General features: G+C 62.4%; 17 protein-coding genes and 2 tRNA genes. 8 read left to right on the forward strand and 11 right to left on the reverse strand.

The genetic code is table 11. The features are described from left to right. Positions 1 to 74 precede the first annotated feature (74 nt). On the forward strand, positions 75 to 2,486 hold the full coding sequence (lon, locus tag P9272_RS32865; RefSeq protein WP_278164207.1) for an endopeptidase La: 2,412 nt from the start codon (positions 75 to 77) through the stop codon (positions 2,484 to 2,486). A gap of 196 nt (positions 2,487 to 2,682) precedes the next feature. Beyond that, positions 2,683 to 2,955, forward strand: coding sequence for a DNA-binding protein HupB (gene hupB / locus P9272_RS32870; RefSeq protein ID WP_040969493.1), 273 nt, complete (start codon positions 2,683 to 2,685; stop codon positions 2,953 to 2,955). A gap of 71 nt (positions 2,956 to 3,026) precedes the next feature. Here the strand turns inward: hupB and P9272_RS32875 are convergent, their stop codons facing one another. Further along, complete coding sequence (locus P9272_RS32875; protein WP_128257301.1) at positions 3,027 to 4,049, reverse strand: aldo/keto reductase; 1,023 nt, start codon at positions 4,047 to 4,049, stop codon at positions 3,027 to 3,029. A gap of 184 nt (positions 4,050 to 4,233) precedes the next feature. Between P9272_RS32875 and P9272_RS32880 the strand changes: the two genes are divergently transcribed. Continuing rightward, positions 4,234 to 4,800, forward strand: a complete 567-nt coding sequence (locus P9272_RS32880; RefSeq protein ID WP_278164209.1) for an SIS domain-containing protein — start codon at positions 4,234 to 4,236, stop codon at positions 4,798 to 4,800. Positions 4,801 to 4,803: 3 nt separating this feature from the next. After that, positions 4,804 to 5,547, forward strand: a complete 744-nt coding sequence (locus P9272_RS32885; protein ID WP_278164211.1) for a creatininase family protein — start codon at positions 4,804 to 4,806, stop codon at positions 5,545 to 5,547. A 40-nt stretch (positions 5,548 to 5,587) separates the two neighbouring features. Here P9272_RS32885 and P9272_RS32890 read toward each other — a convergent pair whose 3' ends face one another. From P9272_RS32890 to P9272_RS32900, 3 genes are all read right to left on the reverse strand, one after another. After that, positions 5,588 to 6,505 carry a carbohydrate ABC transporter permease gene (locus P9272_RS32890; RefSeq protein ID WP_128257298.1) on the reverse strand — a complete coding sequence of 306 codons (918 nt, stop codon included), beginning with the start codon at positions 6,503 to 6,505 and terminating at the stop codon, positions 5,588 to 5,590. Positions 6,506 to 6,513: 8 nt separating this feature from the next. Then, on the reverse strand, positions 6,514 to 7,629 hold the full coding sequence (locus P9272_RS32895) for a sugar ABC transporter permease (RefSeq protein ID WP_128257297.1): 1,116 nt from the start codon (positions 7,627 to 7,629) through the stop codon (positions 6,514 to 6,516). Positions 7,630 to 7,721: 92 nt separating this feature from the next. After that, positions 7,722 to 9,386: a sugar ABC transporter substrate-binding protein gene (locus P9272_RS32900; RefSeq protein WP_128257296.1), complete on the reverse strand. Its 1,665-nt coding sequence runs from the start codon at positions 9,384 to 9,386 to the stop codon at positions 7,722 to 7,724. 281 nt (positions 9,387 to 9,667) lie between these two features. Here P9272_RS32900 and ugpC point away from each other — a divergent pair, with 281 nt between their 5' ends. From ugpC to rbsK, 3 genes are read left to right on the forward strand one after another with little or no spacing between them, the layout of a single operon-like run. Further along, the gene (ugpC, locus tag P9272_RS32905) at positions 9,668 to 10,726 is read left to right on the forward strand and encodes a sn-glycerol-3-phosphate ABC transporter ATP-binding protein UgpC (RefSeq protein WP_278164215.1); all 1,059 of its coding nucleotides are present in this window, start codon (positions 9,668 to 9,670) and stop codon (positions 10,724 to 10,726) included. 26 nt (positions 10,727 to 10,752) lie between these two features. Continuing rightward, on the forward strand, positions 10,753 to 11,205 hold the full coding sequence (locus P9272_RS32910; protein ID WP_095818505.1) for an RbsD/FucU family protein: 453 nt from the start codon (positions 10,753 to 10,755) through the stop codon (positions 11,203 to 11,205). A gap of 4 nt (positions 11,206 to 11,209) precedes the next feature. Continuing rightward, positions 11,210 to 12,139 carry a ribokinase gene (gene rbsK, locus P9272_RS32915; protein WP_128257294.1) on the forward strand — a complete coding sequence of 310 codons (930 nt, stop codon included), beginning with the start codon at positions 11,210 to 11,212 and terminating at the stop codon, positions 12,137 to 12,139. 213 nt (positions 12,140 to 12,352) lie between these two features. Here the strand turns inward: rbsK and P9272_RS32920 are convergent, their stop codons facing one another. Next, positions 12,353 to 12,556, reverse strand: a complete 204-nt coding sequence (locus P9272_RS32920; RefSeq protein WP_278164218.1) for a hypothetical protein — start codon at positions 12,554 to 12,556, stop codon at positions 12,353 to 12,355. A gap of 219 nt (positions 12,557 to 12,775) precedes the next feature. Continuing rightward, positions 12,776 to 12,851, reverse strand: a tRNA-Val gene (locus P9272_RS32925). A gap of 218 nt (positions 12,852 to 13,069) precedes the next feature. On the opposite strand from P9272_RS32925, the gene P9272_RS32930 reads away from it, so the two are divergent. Continuing rightward, a tRNA-Asp gene (locus P9272_RS32930) sits at positions 13,070 to 13,146 on the forward strand. 122 nt (positions 13,147 to 13,268) lie between these two features. On the opposite strand, the gene P9272_RS32935 is transcribed toward P9272_RS32930, so the two are convergent. The 5 genes from P9272_RS32935 to P9272_RS32955 form a co-directional block, all read right to left on the reverse strand. Beyond that, positions 13,269 to 13,775, reverse strand: coding sequence for a hypothetical protein (locus P9272_RS32935; protein WP_278164220.1), 507 nt, complete (start codon positions 13,773 to 13,775; stop codon positions 13,269 to 13,271). 165 nt (positions 13,776 to 13,940) lie between these two features. Then, entirely contained in the window at positions 13,941 to 14,711 is a 771-nt protein-coding gene (locus tag P9272_RS32940) for an SDR family oxidoreductase (RefSeq protein ID WP_128257292.1), read from the reverse strand. A gap of 13 nt (positions 14,712 to 14,724) precedes the next feature. Continuing rightward, on the reverse strand, positions 14,725 to 15,720 hold the full coding sequence (locus tag P9272_RS32945; RefSeq protein ID WP_278164223.1) for an ABC transporter permease: 996 nt from the start codon (positions 15,718 to 15,720) through the stop codon (positions 14,725 to 14,727). A 100-nt stretch (positions 15,721 to 15,820) separates the two neighbouring features. Next, the gene (locus P9272_RS32950) at positions 15,821 to 16,861 is read right to left on the reverse strand and encodes a sugar ABC transporter substrate-binding protein (RefSeq protein WP_128257290.1); all 1,041 of its coding nucleotides are present in this window, start codon (positions 16,859 to 16,861) and stop codon (positions 15,821 to 15,823) included. A 38-nt stretch (positions 16,862 to 16,899) separates the two neighbouring features. Beyond that, positions 16,900 to 17,664: an ATP-binding cassette domain-containing protein gene (locus tag P9272_RS32955; protein WP_128257289.1), complete on the reverse strand. Its 765-nt coding sequence runs from the start codon at positions 17,662 to 17,664 to the stop codon at positions 16,900 to 16,902. Positions 17,665 to 17,732 lie beyond the last annotated feature (68 nt).

Consider the following 17,732-nt stretch of genomic DNA (forward strand, 5'->3'; position numbering starts at 1 on the left):
GGAACGACACTCGGTCGTTAATATGAGATTCGCGGTTGGCTAAAATAAGCGGCCGCGACATGAAAGGTTGGACAATGGCCAAGATATCCAAGGCTTCCGGCGACGGCGTTTTCGCAGTCCTCCCACTGCGCGATATCGTCGTGTTCCCGCATATGATCGTTCCGCTCTTCGTGGGCCGTGAAAAGTCGATCAAGGCGCTGGAAGAGGTGATGGGTCAGGAGAAGCAGATCCTGCTTGCCACCCAGATGAATGCAGCCGACGACGATCCTGAGCCCGATGCGATCTTCGACATCGGCACGCTCGCCAATGTGCTGCAGCTCTTGAAGCTTCCCGACGGAACCGTGAAGGTGCTGGTCGAGGGCGCCTCGCGCGCCAAGATCGTCTCGTTCACCGACCGCGCCGATTTCCATGAGGCCCGCGCCACCGCGCTCGCCGAGCCGGAAGAGGAAGAGGTCGAGATCGAGGCGCTTGCCCGCTCGGTCGTCACCGACTTCGAGAACTACGTCAAGCTGAACAAGAAGATCTCGCCCGAAGTGGTGGGTGCCGCCAGCCAGATCGACGACTATTCCAAGCTCGCCGACACGGTTGCCTCGCATCTCGCCATCAAGATCCCCGAGAAGCAGGAGATGCTCGCCACGCTCTCTGTGAAGGAGCGTCTGGAGAAGGCGATGGGCTTCATGGAAGCCGAAATCTCCGTGCTCCAGGTGGAGAAGCGCATCCGCTCGCGCGTCAAGCGCCAGATGGAGAAGACACAGCGCGAATACTACCTCAACGAGCAGATGAAGGCGATCCAGAAGGAGCTCGGCGAGGGTGAGGACGGCCGCGATGAGGCCGCCGAGATCGAGGCGCGCATCAAGAAGACCAAGCTCTCCAAGGAGGCCCGCGAGAAGGCGGAAGCCGAATTGAAGAAGCTGCGCTCGATGTCGCCGATGTCGGCTGAATCGACGGTGGTGCGCAACTATCTCGACTGGCTGCTGTCGATCCCGTGGGGCAAGAACTCCAAGGTCAAGCAGGACCTGAACTATGCGCAGGACGTGCTCGATGCCGACCATTTCGGCCTCGACAAAGTCAAGGAGCGCATCGTCGAGTATCTTGCAGTGCAGAGCCGGCAAAAGAAGCTGAAGGGGCCCATCCTGTGCCTCGTCGGACCGCCCGGCGTCGGCAAGACCTCGCTCGGCAAGTCGATCGCCAAGGCGACCGGCCGCGAGTTCATCCGCATGGCGCTCGGCGGCGTGCGTGACGAGGCCGAGATCCGCGGTCACAGGCGGACCTATATCGGCTCGATGCCCGGCAAGGTCATCCAGTCGATGAAGAAGGCCAAGAAGTCCAACCCGCTCTTCCTGCTCGACGAGATCGACAAGATGGGCCAGGACTTCCGCGGCGATCCGTCATCGGCCCTGCTCGAGGTGCTCGATCCGGAGCAGAACTCGACGTTCATGGACCATTACCTCGAGGTCGAATACGACCTGTCGAGCGTGATGTTCGTGACCACGGCGAACACGCTGAACATCCCTGCGCCCTTGATGGACCGCATGGAGATCATCCGTATCGCCGGTTACACCGAGGACGAGAAGATCGAGATCGCCAAGCGCCACCTGATGCCCAAGGTGATCCGTGACCATGCCCTGCAGCCGAACGAATTCTCGGTCGGCGAGGACGCGATCCGCGGCATCATCCAGACCTATACGCGGGAAGCCGGCGTGCGAAGCCTTGAGCGCGAGCTGATGAAGCTCGGGCGCAAGGCGGTGACCGAGATCCTGCGGACGAAGAAGAAGACGGTGAAGATCACGGCGGAAAACCTCGCCGATTATCTTGGCGTGCCGCGCTTCCGCTTCGGCCAGGTCGAGGCCGACGATCAGGTCGGCGTGGTCACGGGTCTTGCCTGGACGGAAGTCGGCGGCGAGCTGCTGACGATCGAAGGCGTCATGATGCCCGGCAAGGGCCGCATGACGGTGACCGGCAACTTGCGCGACGTGATGAAGGAATCGATCTCGGCGGCTGCTTCCTATGTCCGCTCGCGCGCCATCGATTTCGGCATCGAGCCGCCGCTGTTCGACAAGCGCGACATCCACGTCCACTTGCCGGAGGGCGCGACCCCGAAGGACGGCCCGTCCGCCGGTGCCGCTATGGCCACGGCCATCGTGTCGGTGCTGACGGGTATCCCGGTCCGGGCCGATGTGGCGATGACCGGCGAGATCACGCTGCGTGGCCGCATCCTGCCGATCGGGGGCCTGAAGGAGAAGCTGCTCGCGGCTTTGCGAGGCGGCATCAAGAAGGTCCTGATCCCGGAAGAGAACGTCAAGGATCTGGCGGACATTCCGGACAATGTGAAGAACGGCATGGAGATCGTTCCAGTCTCGCGGGTCGGCGAGGTGCTCGCGCACGCGCTCACCCGGATGCCGGAGCCGATCGAGTGGGTCGAGCCGGTCAATGCGCCGGCTCCGGTTGACAGCGGCGACGATGCCGGAAAGTCGCTGGCGCACTAACAAAAGTTGTTAGTGCAACGCACAATGAGAGAGCCGGGCCGTGAGCCCGGCTTTTTCATGTGAAAAAGCCATGAAAAAATGGAAAAAAGCCCGGAATTCCGCGGTTTTCGGCTTGGGTTCCTGAACGCTTCTTTCTAAAGTCCGTTTCCTGCCGGATGAGTCGTAAGTTCCGGTTTTCTCATGGAAGGGAATTTTGATGAACAAGAACGAACTGGTGTCCGCTGTCGCCGATGCCGCAAGCATTTCGAAGGCTGATGCGCAGTCCGCCGTCGATGCGGTGTTCTCCGTGATCACAGGCGAACTGAAGAAGGGCGGCGATGTCCGGCTTGTCGGCTTCGGAAATTTCACCGTGTCAAAACGCGCTGCTTCGACCGGCCGCAATCCGCAGACCGGCGCCGAAGTGAAGATTCCGGCGCGCACCGTGCCGAAATTCTCGGCCGGCAAGGGCCTCAAAGACGCGGTCAACTAAGACCTTTTTCTTTAAGTGCAGAAAAGCCGGGCTTGCCCGGCTTTTCTTTTTTCAGTCGATAGGCAGCCGGTTCAGGCCGTCGGCGCGTCGGCACGCATCAGGCCTTCCTGTTTCAAATCCGCCCACAGCGCCGCCGGTATTTTGGTGTCGAGCAGCGCCCGGTTGCTTTCAACTTCGGCAGGCCGCTGGCCGCCTGGGATCACCGACATCACCGAAGGGTGCTGCAGCGGGAATTGCAGCGCCGCTTCGATCAGGCGCACATTGTGGCGCTTGCAGACGGCCTCGATACGCGCCACGCGATCAAGGATCTCCTTCGGCGCCTCGCTATAATTGTAGAAGGCGCCAGGCTTCGGCCCGGTCGCAAGCACGCCGGAATTGTAGGGGCCGCCCAGCACGATGCCGATGCCGCGCTTCTGGCAAAGCGGCAGGAAGGACTGCAGCGCTTCCTGTTCGAGCAGCGTGTAGCGGCCGGCGAGCAGGAACAAATCGAAGTCGCCACGCTCGGCGAGCGTCTGGGCGACCTGCCACTCATTGATGCCGCCCCCGAAGGCCTTGATCACCCCTTGGTCGCGCAGCGAAAGCAGCCCGTAATAGCCGGACGACATGAACTCCTCGATGCGGGCATCCGAGGCTTCCTTGCTGCCATGGGTGAAGATGTCGACGTCGTGCACGAAGAGGATGTCGATGCGGTCGACGCCAAGGCGCTCCAGGGAGGCCTCGAAGGAGCGCATGACGCCGTCATAGGAGTAGTCGTAGACTTCCCTGCGCGACGGCGTCTCGAAGAACTTGCCGATGCCGGTGCGCTGGTCCGGCGGGGCGACGCGCATGAGGCGGCCGACCTTGCTCGACAGCACATAGTCGTCACGCTTCCTGCCGCGCAGGAAGGGGTTGAGGCGGGTTTCCGACAGGCCAAGGCCGTACAGCGGCGCGGTGTCGAAATAGCGGCATCCAGCCGCCCATGCCGCTTCCAGGGTGGCAGAGGCGTCCTCGTCAGAGATGGCGCGGTAGAGATTGCCGAGCGGCGCGGTGCCGAAGCCGAGCTCGGTGAAGGTGATGCCGCCATTGCCGATGCGGTCGAAGTGCCGTGTCTTCATGTTTGACCGTGTCCTGGAGTGATTTGTCTGACATGACACTATCACGCTGGTGGCCCAGCAAAAGTGCCGAGGCTCGTTGGACAGCGATTTTCGCAATGGTAGCATGAACAAAAACAAGCCTTTCGCGGGAGCGTGCCGCAAGCCGATAGGGACTCGCTATATCGCGCAGACAGGGTGAGCCGTCATGACCGAAGCCGGATCAGGCATGTTCGCGACCGCGCTGGACGAACTTGGCGCGGTGCTGGCGCGCACGGATGAAGCCAGGATCGACGCCGCCTGCCAAATGCTGGCCGGCGCGGGCAGGGTCGCCGTCTACGGCTGCGGCCGCGAGGCGCTGCAGGTGAAGGGCTTCGCCATGCGGCTCTACCATCTCGGCCTGCCGGTCTCGGTGGTCGGCGACATGACCACGCCGCCGCTGGGGCAGGGCGACGTGTTCCTGGCGAGTTCGGGGCCGGGCGAGACCACCACGGTGCTGACCTTGATGCGGGTTGCGCGCGATGCCGGCGCGACGGTGCTGCTCTTGACGGCCGAACCGGCAGGCAGCGCGGCGAAACTCGCCGATTTCATCCTGGTCGTTCCCGCCCAGACCATGGCGAGTGACCAGGGCGCGGCAAGAAGCTCGGTCCTGCCCATGGGCTCGCTGTTCGAAGGCGCGCTGTTCCTTTTGTTCGAGATCATGGTGCTGAAGCTCCAGGCGCTGACCAATGCGACGCCGGAAGCGATGCGCGCCAGGCACACCAATATGGAGTAGGGAATGCGCTACGAGTTGATGCTGCCTCACCAGATCCGCAAGGCGATCGAGGAGAACTGGCCGGTCGTGCTGCCGCTCGGCGTGGTCGAATATCATGGCGAGCACATGGCGGTCGGCATGGATACGCTGGCGGTCATCAAGACGGTGGAACTGATCGAGAAGGAGGGGGACCTCGTCATCCTGCCTCCCTTCTATTACGGCGCGGCAAGCTATGCGGTGGCTCCGCCGGAAGGCAGCGGCTCGGTGCAGGTCGGCGGTCGGGTGCTTTCGCCTTTCGCCGAGGAATTGTTCTACGGCCTGCTGCGCATCGGCTTCCGCAACATCCACGCCATCATCCACCACCAGACCGAGAATTTCGTGGCCGGCATGCCGACCGACCTCGCCTTCAAGACCGCCGGCCGCCAGGCGATCTTCCGCTTTCTGGAAATGGAACGTGGCGAGGGTTGGTGGGGGTCGAACAGCATGGCCGATTACTATGCCGGCCATGCACAGGGCGAGAATGTCTTCAACTGGGTGCAGGTGCATCCGCTGATGCCGGCCGCGATGAACGGCAAATATCCGTTCGATCACGCCGGCAAAGGCGAAACCTCGCTGATGCTGGCGCTATGTCCCGAGGCTGTGGACGAGAAGCATTTCGCCGACAACACCGGCTGGTACACGAAAGACGCAGCCGAGGCATCGGCGGGCCTCGGCAAGATCGGTGTTGCGATGATCCTTGATCATCTGCGATCGATCCTGATGCGATAGGCGCGGTTCCTTCCCCCACAAGGGGGAAGGAGAGGTCCAGCTACTTCACCGAGCCGGCCGTCATGCCCATGATCAGGTACCGCTCGAGCGCGATGCCGATGATGGCGAGGGGCGCGATCGCGGCGGTGGCCAGGGCTGCCATCGACCACCAGTTGATGCCTTGCGAGCCGGTCTGGCTCGCGACCATGACGGGGATTGTCTTGGCGTCGGTCGACGTCAGAAGCGCGGCGAAGAAATACTCGTTCCAGCACAGCACCATCGCCAGGATGAAAGCGGCGACCATGCCGGGCAGGGCTATCGGCATGACGATGCGGAAGAAGGCTCCCCAGATCGACAGCCCGTCGACCAACGCCGCTTCCTCCAATTCGACGGGAATGGAGTTGAACTGGTCGCGCATGATCCAGATCACGATCGGCAGCACCATCAGCGTGTAGAGGAGCACCAGCCCGATGCGGGTGTCGAGGAGCGCAACCTCACGGTAGAGCACCAGGAAGGGGAGCGCCAGCACGACCGGCGGCAGGATCAACTGCGACAGGAAGAAGAATGAGATGTCCTCGTTCCTGAACCAGGCGAATTTGTAGCGGTAACGGACAAGGCCATAGGCGGCGAGGCTGCCGATGATGATGGCGAGAGCCGATGCGCCTACCGAGGTGATAACCGAGTTCATGAAGCGCTTGAGGAACTCGTCGCGGACGGTCGAGGTCTGGAAGATCGAATCCGGCGATAGGCCGAGCGAGCGCCAGCCCTTCCAGTCCGGTGTGAAGTCGACGAAGGGAATGAGATGGCCCTGCGTGACGTCGACCGCCGATTTGAACGAGGTGGTGATCGTCCAGTAGATCGGAAACAGGCACACGAATGCCCAGAAGGCAAGCGCGCCATAGATGAAGACGCGGCTGGTGATGAAAGCCGCCGGCGAGCGGATTTCGGAAACGGTGTAGTCGGTGGTCTGGACGCTCATGATGCCGCTCAGTTGACGTTGCGCACGAAGCGACTGGCGACTTTCAGCAGCCAGGTCACAAAGACGACGATGATGATCAGATAGGCCATGGCCAGCATGGTGCCGTAGCCGACATTCGAGCGGTCACGATATTCGCGATAGATGAAGCTCGACACGGAATCGGTGGCGCCGCCGGGGCCGCCGGAGGTGAGCGTGATGATGATGTCGGCGAGCTTCAGCTTGAAGATGATGCGCAGGATCACCGCCGTCACGGACACCGGCAGCATCAGAGGAAAGGTGACCTGCCAGAAGGTTTGCCATGCGTTCGCGCCGTCGACACGGGCGGCCTCCAGCACCTCGCGCGACATCGCCTGCAGGCCGGCAAGCAGCATGATCATCATGAACGGGATGAAGGTCCAGGCGTCGAGCATCATGATCGAGATGCGGGCGGTGATGGGATCGGAGAAAAAGGCGGGATTGTCCCAGCCGAGATAGCGCGCCAGCGTCGCGGCCGGTCCGAACCGGTACTCCATCAGCGATTTGCCGACCATCCAGGACACGGCGACCGGCGACAGCATGAGCGGCAGCAGGAAGACGACGCGGAAGAATTTGCGGGCCCGTATCTGCGCGTTGAGCAGCAGCGCCAGACCGAAGGCGATGACGTATTCGACCAGCACCGCAAGCACATAGAGCACCATGTTGAACAGCGCGTTGCGGTAGTAGGGGTCGGCCAGCATCTGCCAGAAATTGTCGAGGCCGTTGAACCTGCGGCCTGTAAACGAACTGAGGTTCCAGTCGGTGAGCGCGATGTAAAAGCCGAACAGTGTCGGGAAGATCACCATGGCGATGGTGAAGAGCAGCGCCGGCAAAAGGAACAGCGCGCGCTGCCCGTCCTCGCCGCGCGTTAGCACCTGCCAGGCGCCGAGTGCCGCGCCCCACAGGATGTAGGCGTAGACCACGGGGCGCCAGGTGTCGAAACCGACCGTGGACATCTCAGTCTTGTAGAGGATCTGAACGACGATGATCGCCAGCAGGAAAAGCGTTGCAATGGCCAGCAGGCCCCATCCGAGGCGCTTTCGTCCTTGCGGGATCAGGTCGGCCGGATTCGCCGGCCACGCGTTCGCGGTCGAAGTCTGCTCAGCCACTCTTGCCTCTTAGCGCATCAAACCGGCTGGGCCGGTAAAGATGCGGCCCGATGACGATGTGCCATCGGGCCGCGGACGTCTCATAGGTCAGCCTACATGCCGAGCGAGGCTTTGTAGAGCTTGATCTGGTTTTCGCGGCCGATCTGGTCCGTCAGCTTTTCCCAGGCCGCCGCGATTGCGTCAGCACCTTCCTGCGCCTTCATCTTGCCGGCGAAGGTGTTGGCCAGGATGTCCTCGGCGGCGGAGTAGTACTGGAAGATGCCGGGGATGCGCGGCTCAATTGCACCATTCGGATGGTTGTAGGAGTTGAACTGGGAGTCAAGGTAGTTCGTGATGAATGCCTTGTCGTACCCGGCCGCCACCCATTCGTCGATGTTGTGCTGGCTGTTGCGGTAGCACTGGAAGCCAGACGGATACATGGCCGTCCAGATTGCCAGATCCTTGCCACCAAGATGCGCCGCGGCGCTCCAGGCGGCTTTCTGTTTTTTCGGATCGCTATCGACGCGGGCCATGACATAGATGCCCCAGCCGAGATAGGCGAGGTTGGGTGCAAAATTAGGACCGCTCGGCAGCTTTTCCCATTTCCCGGTCTTGGAATTGTAAACGTCGTCCGAGCCCGGCAGGATGTCAAAGCCGCAAAGGTCGCCAATCACAGAGGAATCGTTGGTTTTGGCGTTGGAGCCGATGTCACCCCACCAGGGGATCATTGAACCTGTTCCGGCCAGGAACTGCTGGAAACCAGTGGTGTTCGGATCCGCGTTGATCTGGTCGGCGGGCTCGGAGGGCAGGGCGTCGATGACGTCCTGGATTGCACGCACCCAGGCCGGATTGTTGATGCGCGGCTTCATCGTGTCGGCGTCGAACAGCCAGGCCTTGTCGTCCGGGTGCTTGGCATACGCGGTCGCGCGGCTGCCAAGGAAGTAGAAGCCGAAACCGCCCCATGGCTTGGGCGCATCGAGATAGCCGTAGACGTCCTGGCCCTTGAACTTCTTGCCCTTGAGGAACTTGGTCACGGCCTGGACCTGCTGCCAGGTCTTCGGCACGCCCCATTCGCCGGCGCCACCGCTGTCCTTCCACTGCTTGGCGAGGTCGGCATCGGCGAACACGTCGGTGCGATAGTTGAAGTTATGCGTATCGCCATCGATCGTCACGCGATACTGCTTGCCGTTCCAGGTGCCAACCGGCGGCTTCAGGTAGTTGACCAGGTCGTCTATGTCGATCTGCTTCTTGACCCAGTCCGGCATTTCCGAAGTGAGCCCCTTGCCGCAGACATCGCCCTCGAAAGGCGCGCCCATCTCAGCGATGTCGAAGTCGACGGTACCGGTGGCGATCGATTGTTGCAGGCGGGCGTTGTAATCGGCCTGCGCAAGGTCGATCCAGCTGATCTTGGCGCCGGTATAAGCCTCCCACGGCTTCAGGAAGCCGCGGAACAGCACGTTGTGCAGGTTCTGGTTGTTGAGGCCCATGAATTTGAGCTCGACACCGGCGAACTCACCTTCCTTGACGTTGGACTTGGTTCCGCCAAGGCAAAGCTCGCCGACCTTCTGGAAGTCGGCATCAGTCGGCTGGCCTTTGCCGACGCCCGGAATCTGCAGGATCTTCGCGCGCAGACCATCGTCGGCTGCGGCCGGTTTCGTCAGCGCGCCGAGCCCGGCGCCGGACGCGGCCGCGACTGCCGCCATACTGGCGGCACCCTTCAGCACATCGCGGCGGCTCGCGCCGGCGCGCATCAGTTTTTCATACAGATCGACTCTCATCTTCAGGTTCCTCCCAGAACTTCAGTCGTGAATTGATTTTGCCAATCTCTCGGACGTCGAAACGTCTGCGGTTCTCCTATACCATAGGGGGACGTGGGGCCCCACCCTGCGTCGCCTGGAGTTCCGATTTCCGGGATAAAGACCGGCTGTCGGATTGGCACTCGCCACTATTCGCGTAATCGATTACCTTGTCAACAAGATTGGCTTTTTATCTATAAGATACCGACTTGCCGTTGCCGTTGGCAATGGCTAGCTTCACCACAAAAGATAAAGGGGAGACGATGGCTCAAGTCGCGATCAGCAGTGTGGCCAAGGCGTTCGGAACCGTCAAGGTCCTGCATGAGGTCAGCGTCGATATTGCCGACGGGCAGTTCGTCGTTCTGGTCGGCCCTTCAGGATGCGGCAAGTCCACGCTGCTCAGGATGGTGGCCGGGCTGGAGACGGTTTCCGGCGGCACGATCTCGATCGGCGACCGCGTCGTGAACAACCTGCCGCCGGCGAAGCGCGACATCGCCATGGTGTTCCAGAATTACGCGCTCTATCCGCATAAGACGGTGGAGCAGAACATGGCCTTCGCGCTGAAGCTGCGGGGCACCGATCCAGCCGTCGTCGCCGAGCGCGTCAAGCGCGCCGCCGACATCCTCGACCTCGCTCCCTATCTCAAGCGCTACCCGCGTCAGCTTTCCGGCGGGCAGCGCCAGCGCGTCGCCATGGGCCGCGCCATCGTGCGCAATCCGCAGGTTTTTCTGTTCGACGAGCCGCTTTCTAACCTCGACGCCAAGCTGCGCGTGCAGATGCGCACCGAGATCAAGGAATTGCACCAGCGGCTGAAGACCACCACGATCTACGTCACCCACGACCAGATCGAGGCCATGACCATGGCCGACAAGATCGTGGTGATGCGCGACGGCCGCATCGAGCAGGTAGGCGCGCCGCTGGAACTGTTCGACCGGCCCGCCAATCTGTTTGTCGCCGGCTTTATCGGCTCGCCGGCGATGAACCTGCTCAAGGGCACCGTGAGGAAGGGCGAAAAGCCGCTCGTTGAGATCGCCGGCACAGCGTTCCCGATGCCGGCAGGGACCGTTGCTGAGGATGGCCAGGCCGTCGTCTACGGGGTGAGGCCGGAACATCTGGAAATCCACCCGGACGGCGTCGCATCCACTGTCTCGGTGGTCGAGCCGACCGGCTCGGAAACCTTGGTGTTCGTGCGCTTCGGCGAGGGCGAGATGGTGGCGCTGTTTCGCGAGCGCCACGACTTCAAGCCGGGCGACGCGCTCAAGCTCAAGCCGCGGCTCGACCAGGTCCATCTCTTCGACGCCGAAACCGGCAGGCGTCTCTGATCGCATCAACCCTTCAAGAGGAAACCATGCTCAAAGGGATCAATCCGCTGCTCAACGCCGATGTGCTCCAGGCGCTGCGGGCGATGGGTCATGGCGACGACCTGATCATCGCCGACACAAACTTTCCGTCGGATTCGGTGGCGCGGCAGACCGTGCTCGGCAAGCTCTTGCGCATCGATGCGCCGGCGGCCGACGTGGTGAAGGCGGTGCTGTCACTCTATCCGCTAGATACGTTCGTCAACGATGCGGCGGCGCGCATGGAGATCGTCGGCAAGCCGAACGAGATACCGCCTGTGCAGAAGGAGGTGCAGAAGGAGATCGACGCCGCCGAGGGTAAGCCCTGGCCGATGATCTCGATCGAGCGCTACGCTTTCTATGAGCGCTCCAAGAAGGCCTATTGCGTGATCCAGACCGGGGAGCGCCGCTTCTATGGCTGCTTTGCCTTCCGCAAGGGTGTCGTGCCGCCGGATGCGGAGTAAGGACATGGCTGCCGCCAAGCCTGTTGTGATCCTGGGGGTGTTCGTCGCCGACACAGCCTATCGCGCCGACCGCCAGCCGCGCATGGGCGAGACGATCCTCGGCAACTCCTTCAAGCTAGGCCCGGGCGGCAAAGGCTCGAATCAAGCGGTGGCGGCAGGCAAGCTTGGCGCGGACATCACTTTCCTGACCCGCCTCGGCGTCGATGCGTTCGCCGATATGGCCAAGCAGACCTGGAAGGGCGCAGGCGTGAAAAGCGCCGTTATCGACACGCCTGACAGTTATACCGGCGCGGCCTATATCTTCGTCGAGGAAGGCACCGGCAACAACGCCATCATCGTCAGTCCGGGCGCGGCGATGCTGATCTCGCCAGAAGACATTAAGGCGCATGCCGAGCTCATCCTTTCCGCCGGAGTCTTCGTCACTCAGCTCGAACAGCCGATCGATGCAGCCTTGAAGGCACTTGAGATCGCGCGCGGGGCAGGGGTGACGACCATTCTCAACCCAGCGCCGGCCGCCAGCCTGCCGGACCGCATTTACGCGCTCTGCGACTATGTCACGCCCAACGAGACCGAGGCGGAAGGTCTGACCGGCATCAAGGTGTCGTCGGTCGACGACGCCCGCCGCGCCGCCGACGCGCTGCTGGCCAAGGGTGTCGGCGCCGTCATCGTGACGCTGGGAGAAAAGGGCGCGCTTCTGCACACCAAAGACCGCTCCGAACATGTCGGCGCGGTCAATGCCGGTCCGGTGGTCGAGACGACGGGCGCGGGCGATGCTTTCAATGGCGGCTTGGCTGCCGCTTTGGCAAAGGGCGTCGAGCCGCTGGAGGCCGTGCGCTTCGCCTGCGCGGTCGCCGGCATTTCAGTGACTCGCCACGGCACCGCGCCGTCCATGCCGACCCTCAAGGAGGTCGAGGCGCTGCTCGCGAAGGCATGAGCTCGTAGTTCACGCGGTTTATCAAGCGGCGCCTTGACCCGGAACGCTCCTCAAACGAGCGCGTTCATCCTCCTGCTTTGCAACGCTGGAACGGCAGGATGAAGAAACCTTACGAAAAACCCACGCTCGTGAAGCGCCAGAGGCTCACCGAGCGGACGGCCCAGATTATCGCATCCGGGGTGGTCCTGGGCGAATGATAAAAAGGGGATAGCGCTACAGAATCCTGCTGGTCAGTTCCAGAATCGTCGTTGCGCCTTGCTCGCTGCCGGGCATATGCACGACGCGGAGCACCCGGAGGTCCCTGTTCGCTCCCTCGACCGGTATCGACACGCTTTCGCCGCCCCGCGGCAATTCCTGGAAGGCAAGCTCGTCGACATTCCTCTCGTCGTCGATGGAAATGCGACATCTCACAGCCATCTGATCTCTCCCGTTTTTCGTCCGAGGGCGGAACGGGACAAGGTTGGAATGGTTCCGAGAAAGGCCCTCCATTGGCAAACCTGCCGCGACATTCGCGCGGGTGGAGAATGCCGAAACGGCAAGCTGATGCCAATGGGCGGACTGGTTAGTTCGAACTTGTGACTCCGAGGAGCCAACGATAGGCAGATCTCGCCGTTCGCATTAGCTTGTTCGGCGGACTGGTGGGCGATGACGGGCTCGAACCGCCGACATCTTCGGTGTAAACGAAGCGCTCTACCAACTGAGCTAATCGCCCGCTTGAGCGCGGACCTTTAAGCAGTTAGGGCCGCATTCGCAAGGGCAAATGAACGGCCTGAGGCGCCCGCCATAGGGCGGATTTCCCCCGCCCCAGCGCCGTTGTCAAAAAACCTTCTCCTGTTTGTTGTTATGCTTGAATGCCGCGCTTGACACCTGCAGACGAACCCCTTATCCAGCGCCCCAACGACGACACGCCTGACACGTGCTCGTCAGTGCGCGGGTGTAGCTCAGTCGGTTAGAGTGCCGGCCTGTCACGCCGGAGGTCGCGGGTTCGAGCCCCGTCACTCGCGCCATTTTCTTAAGGGAATCAAGCGCAAGAATTCTACTTGCACGACCGCTTTGACGCGTGTTCTGGCCGTATAAGCAGGGTGGAGGCCCTTTCAAGGCCGCCACCTTGTCGAGGCTTTATTCAGGCCTACTGCCTGATGTAGCAGCGTTTGTGAGCACCCGGGGCGGGATCGTCGCCAAAGGCCTCGTTGCTGCAGTCGACGCCGTTCCTGAAGACGTCTTGCGTATACCGGCCACGTGCGCCGTATCTGACCATCGCGCGGCCACGGAAATCGCAGAAATCACCCTCCCTGGCGCAGGCGACCCATTCGCCGCTGTCCGGGCGCGAGCCATAATCGCCCCCGTAATTGTCGTCACCGCCATAGTCGCCGCCGCGCGCCACGAAATAGCAGGCCTTCTCGCGTCCCGGGGCCGGGTCACCAAAAACGCGATTTGAGCAAGGCACGGCTCGGCGATCGAAAAAACGCGAGGTCATTCGACCGCGCGCGCCGTAGACCACTTCCGTGGAATAGGGCAGGCGGCATATTCCGCCTTCATTGGCGCATCGCCGCAGTTGCTGGGCCGAAGCGGAGGTGGGGAAAAGGGCTGTGGCGGTTGCGGCCAAGCCGACGAGGCAGATCACTGCCAATGCCATTCGAATCAAGAAGCTTGGGGTTTTTGACACGATTTGTCCTCCGTGCGATTCAAGCTCACTATGCTACAACAGGCCGGTTGAATAGGCGATGAACGAGCCGGTCGTTCAAGAGCGGCGTCGCCGTCGCACCCGCGATGGAAGGGCGGTGATCGAAGCCGCGACGAATCACGGCGGCGTCAGGCGGAAATCCTGCCCTTCCGGCAGGAGCTGGCCGCCATCGACGACAATCGTGGTCCCGGTGATGTAGCTGGCGTCATCGGAGGCCAGGAACAGGAAGGCATTGGCGACGTCGCGCGGCGTGCCGAGGCGTCCAAGCGGCACGGCGTCTTCCATGCTCTTGATGAAAGCTGCGTCGCGATGCAGCTTCATGCCTTCGGTCAGGATATTGCCTGGCTCGACGCCGTTGACGGTGATGCCGTAGCCGGAAAACTCCAGGGCCGCGGCGCGGATGAAGCCGTTGATGCCGGCCTTGCTGGCGGAATAGTGACCGTGACCGGGGCTGCTCACCTGTGGACCGGTGATCGAGGATGTGAAGAGCATGCGGCCGCCCTGCTGCGCTTTCATCGGTCGGAGTGCAGCGCGCGCGGTGTTGAAGGCGCCGCGCAGATTGACCGCCATGACCCGGTCCCAGTCTTCCGGGCTGGTGTTCTCGATCAGTTGCCAAGGGTAGATGCCGGCGTTTTGGACGATGATGTCGAGGCGGCCATGGCGTTCCAGCGCCAATGCAACAACGGCGTCCGCGTCGGCCATCTTCGAAATGTCGGTGTGAATGAAGGCCGCGCCGAGCTCATCGGCGCTCGCGTGGCCGGCCTCGGCTTCGCTGTCGGCGAGCACCAGCCTTGCGCCTTCCTCGGCAAAGCGCTGGGCGATGCCCTTGCCGATGCCTCGCGCGGCTCCGACGACTACCGCCACCTTGCCTTCGATGCGTCCTGTCATGCGAGTCGTCCTGTCATGCGAGTTTTTGACGTATGGTTTGCTTGAAAGCGTCGAGCAGCACCGCCGCCAGCACCAGCAGACCATGGATGACCTGGGTGAAATTGGCCGGCAGGCCCATCAGGTTGATGGCCGTGTTGATCGCCGACAGCAGCAACACGCCGGCATAAACCCCTGGCAGCGTGCCGACGCCGCCCTTCAGGCTGACGCCGCCGATGACGACGGCGGCGAACGCGTTGAACAGGAGGCCGACGCCGAGATTGGCGGTGGCGCCGGACGTGCGGATGGCAAGTAGCCAACCGGCAAGCCCGGCAATGGCGCCGGCGAGCACGAAGGCGACGATCAGGTTGCGGTTGACGCGGATGCCGGCGCGGAAGGTCGCCGTCTCGTTGCCGCCGATCATCACCAGATGCCGGCCGAACGGTGTCTTGGCCAAAATAAGCGAGAAGACCACGAAGCAACCGATTGCGATCCATGCGGTGAGAGGCAGTCCGGCGAGGCGCTGGATGCCGAACCAGCGGATTGCCGGTGCCAAGTCTTGCGCAGAGCGGCCGCCGGAGATGACCAGCACGAGGCCGCGCACCCAGATGTAGGAAGCGAGCGTGATGATGAAGGCGCTCATCTTCAATCTGACGATGAGGAGCCCGTTGATGACACCGATGGTCGCGCCCGCCGCCAGCGCGATGGCGAGCGATACCGGCACCATCAGCCAATCCGGATGGAGTTGCACGCCGAGGCCGATGCCGGACGAGCAGAACATGATGCCGACCGCCATGGCGCTGAGGGCGGCTACTGATTCGACCGAAAGATCCATGTGGCCGGCAATGATGACCAGCGCCAGGCCGATCGACATGACGCCCAGCACGCTCGAAGCCTCGACGATGTTGGCGAAGATGCCGAGCTGGAAGAAGTTCGGAATGAAGAGTGAGAAAACCGCCAGCACGAAGACCAGCATGAACCAGACGAGATTGTCGAGCACGAGCTCGAGACTATGGCGAGTGCGCGGATTCATTGGGCGATCCGGTTGGCGTCGGGACGGGAGGCGCGACCGCTTCTGTGCGGACGCGCTGCGGGCCCCGGGCCGCGGCGGCCCGGAGCTCTGCTGGAAAAGCCTATTCGACGGATTTGACCGTATCCGTCGGCGGCTTCTGGTTGCCCCAGAAGGCGGGATTGTCGACGTTTGCTTTGGTGATCGCGGCGCCGGGGATCTTGATGTTGGGTCCCCAGGCTTCCTTGGTCACGACGGACTTCAGGCCGAGCACGTCGTAGTCGCCCGGCTTGATCTCCTGCTTGTTGGCGACCTTATCCATGAACATGGCGACGGCGGCGGCCTGGGCGTAGAGCGGCTGCTCGACCTCGACGTTCAGCCAGCCCTTGCGGATAAGATCGAGGCCGACCGGCGCACCGTTCGAGCTCATCAGCATGACATCGCCCGGCTTCTTGCCGGCGGCCTCCAGCGAGGCGACCGCGGCGACCGAGAGGTGAGCGGCATGGCTGAAGATCAGGTCGATGTCTGGATTGGCCAGCATCTGGTCGGCGACGATGGTGCCAGCATTGCTGGCTTCCCACTGCATTGCCGGCAGCGAGATGATCTTGACGTCCGGAAACGCCTTCATCTTCTCCTCGAAACCCTTCTGGATATCGAGCGTGTAGGGATCGCCCGGATCGCCGAGCACCTGGAGGATCTTGCCCTTGACGGAGCCGTTCTTGGCTTTCAGCAGGGCCTCGGCTTGGTCGGCCGCGATGTGACCGATCTCTACCGTGCCTGCGACCGAGGTGAAGTCGGACGGCGTCGCGGTAATCTGGCGGTCGAACTCGACCACCGGGATGCCGGCAGCGCGGGCGGCTTCGACGGACGGCTTCAACGCGTTGAAATCGACCGCGGCAAGGATGATCGCCTTGGGCTTCAGCGCGATAACGTCATTCATCTGCGATTGCTGAGCGTCGGTCTTGTTGTCCGCGTTCAGTGTTTTCATCTCATAGCCGACCTGTTTCAGGAACAGCTCCAGCGCGCTCACCGAGCCGGTCTGGAATTCGTCAAGCAATGTCGGGACCAGGTAATAGACGGTACCCTTGGACTGGGCGAATGCCGGCGTTAGCGTGGCAATGGCCAGTGCCAGGATACCGAAGACAGAAAGTAGCAGTCGCTTCATGTCGTTCGCTCCTCTTGCGCCGGACCCCTCATTGTTTCTCAGCCCGCCGGTCCGGCACCGGCGAGCGTCTCCCCGGTAATCATGTTGATCACCGCGTCGGGACTTGTCTTGTTGCGGGCAACGTCGCCGGCCACGACGCCCTGGCGGATCACCACGATCCGGTCGGCGACCTGGAAGGCCTGCTGCATGATGTGGGTGATGATGACGACGCCGATACCTTGGCTCGCCACCTGACGGATCATGTCGAGGCCGCGACGGGTCTGTTCGACACCGAGCGCGGCGAAGGGTTCGTCGAGCAGCACCAGCTTACCGCCCCAATGGACGAAGCGATTGAGCTCGATCGCCTGCCGCTGGCCGCCAGAGAGATGCTCGACTTTCGTACGCAGCGACGGAATACGCGTGCCGGCATTGGCCAGCGCCCTGCCGACCACCGCTTCCATGGCGCGCTCGTCGAGCACGGGTACACCCAGCACCTTGCGGGTGATCTCACGTCCCATGAAGAAGTTCGCGACCACATCGACATTGGTGCAGAGCGAGAGGTCCTGGTAGACGGTCTCGATGCCGGCGGCCTTGGCCTCGGCCGGAGATTTTGCGAGGAATTCCTTGCCTTCGAAAAGCATGCGGCCCGAGGTCGGCTCCAGCCCGCCCGCAATGATCTTGACCAGCGTCGACTTGCCGGCGCCGTTGTCGCCGAGCAGGGCCACAACCTCGCCGCGTCCGATCGAAAAGCTGATGCCGCGGAGCGCCTGAATGGCGCCGTAGTTCTTGGTGACATTGTCGAGGACCAGCAGGGGTTCGCTCATCAGGCAACCTCACGATTGCGTTGAATCAGTTTAAGAGCTGATTGGGCGTTGGTCCCGCGCCACCGTGA

This window comes from Mesorhizobium sp. WSM4976 (assembly GCF_029625685.1).
GTDB lineage: Bacteria > Pseudomonadota > Alphaproteobacteria > Rhizobiales > Rhizobiaceae > Mesorhizobium.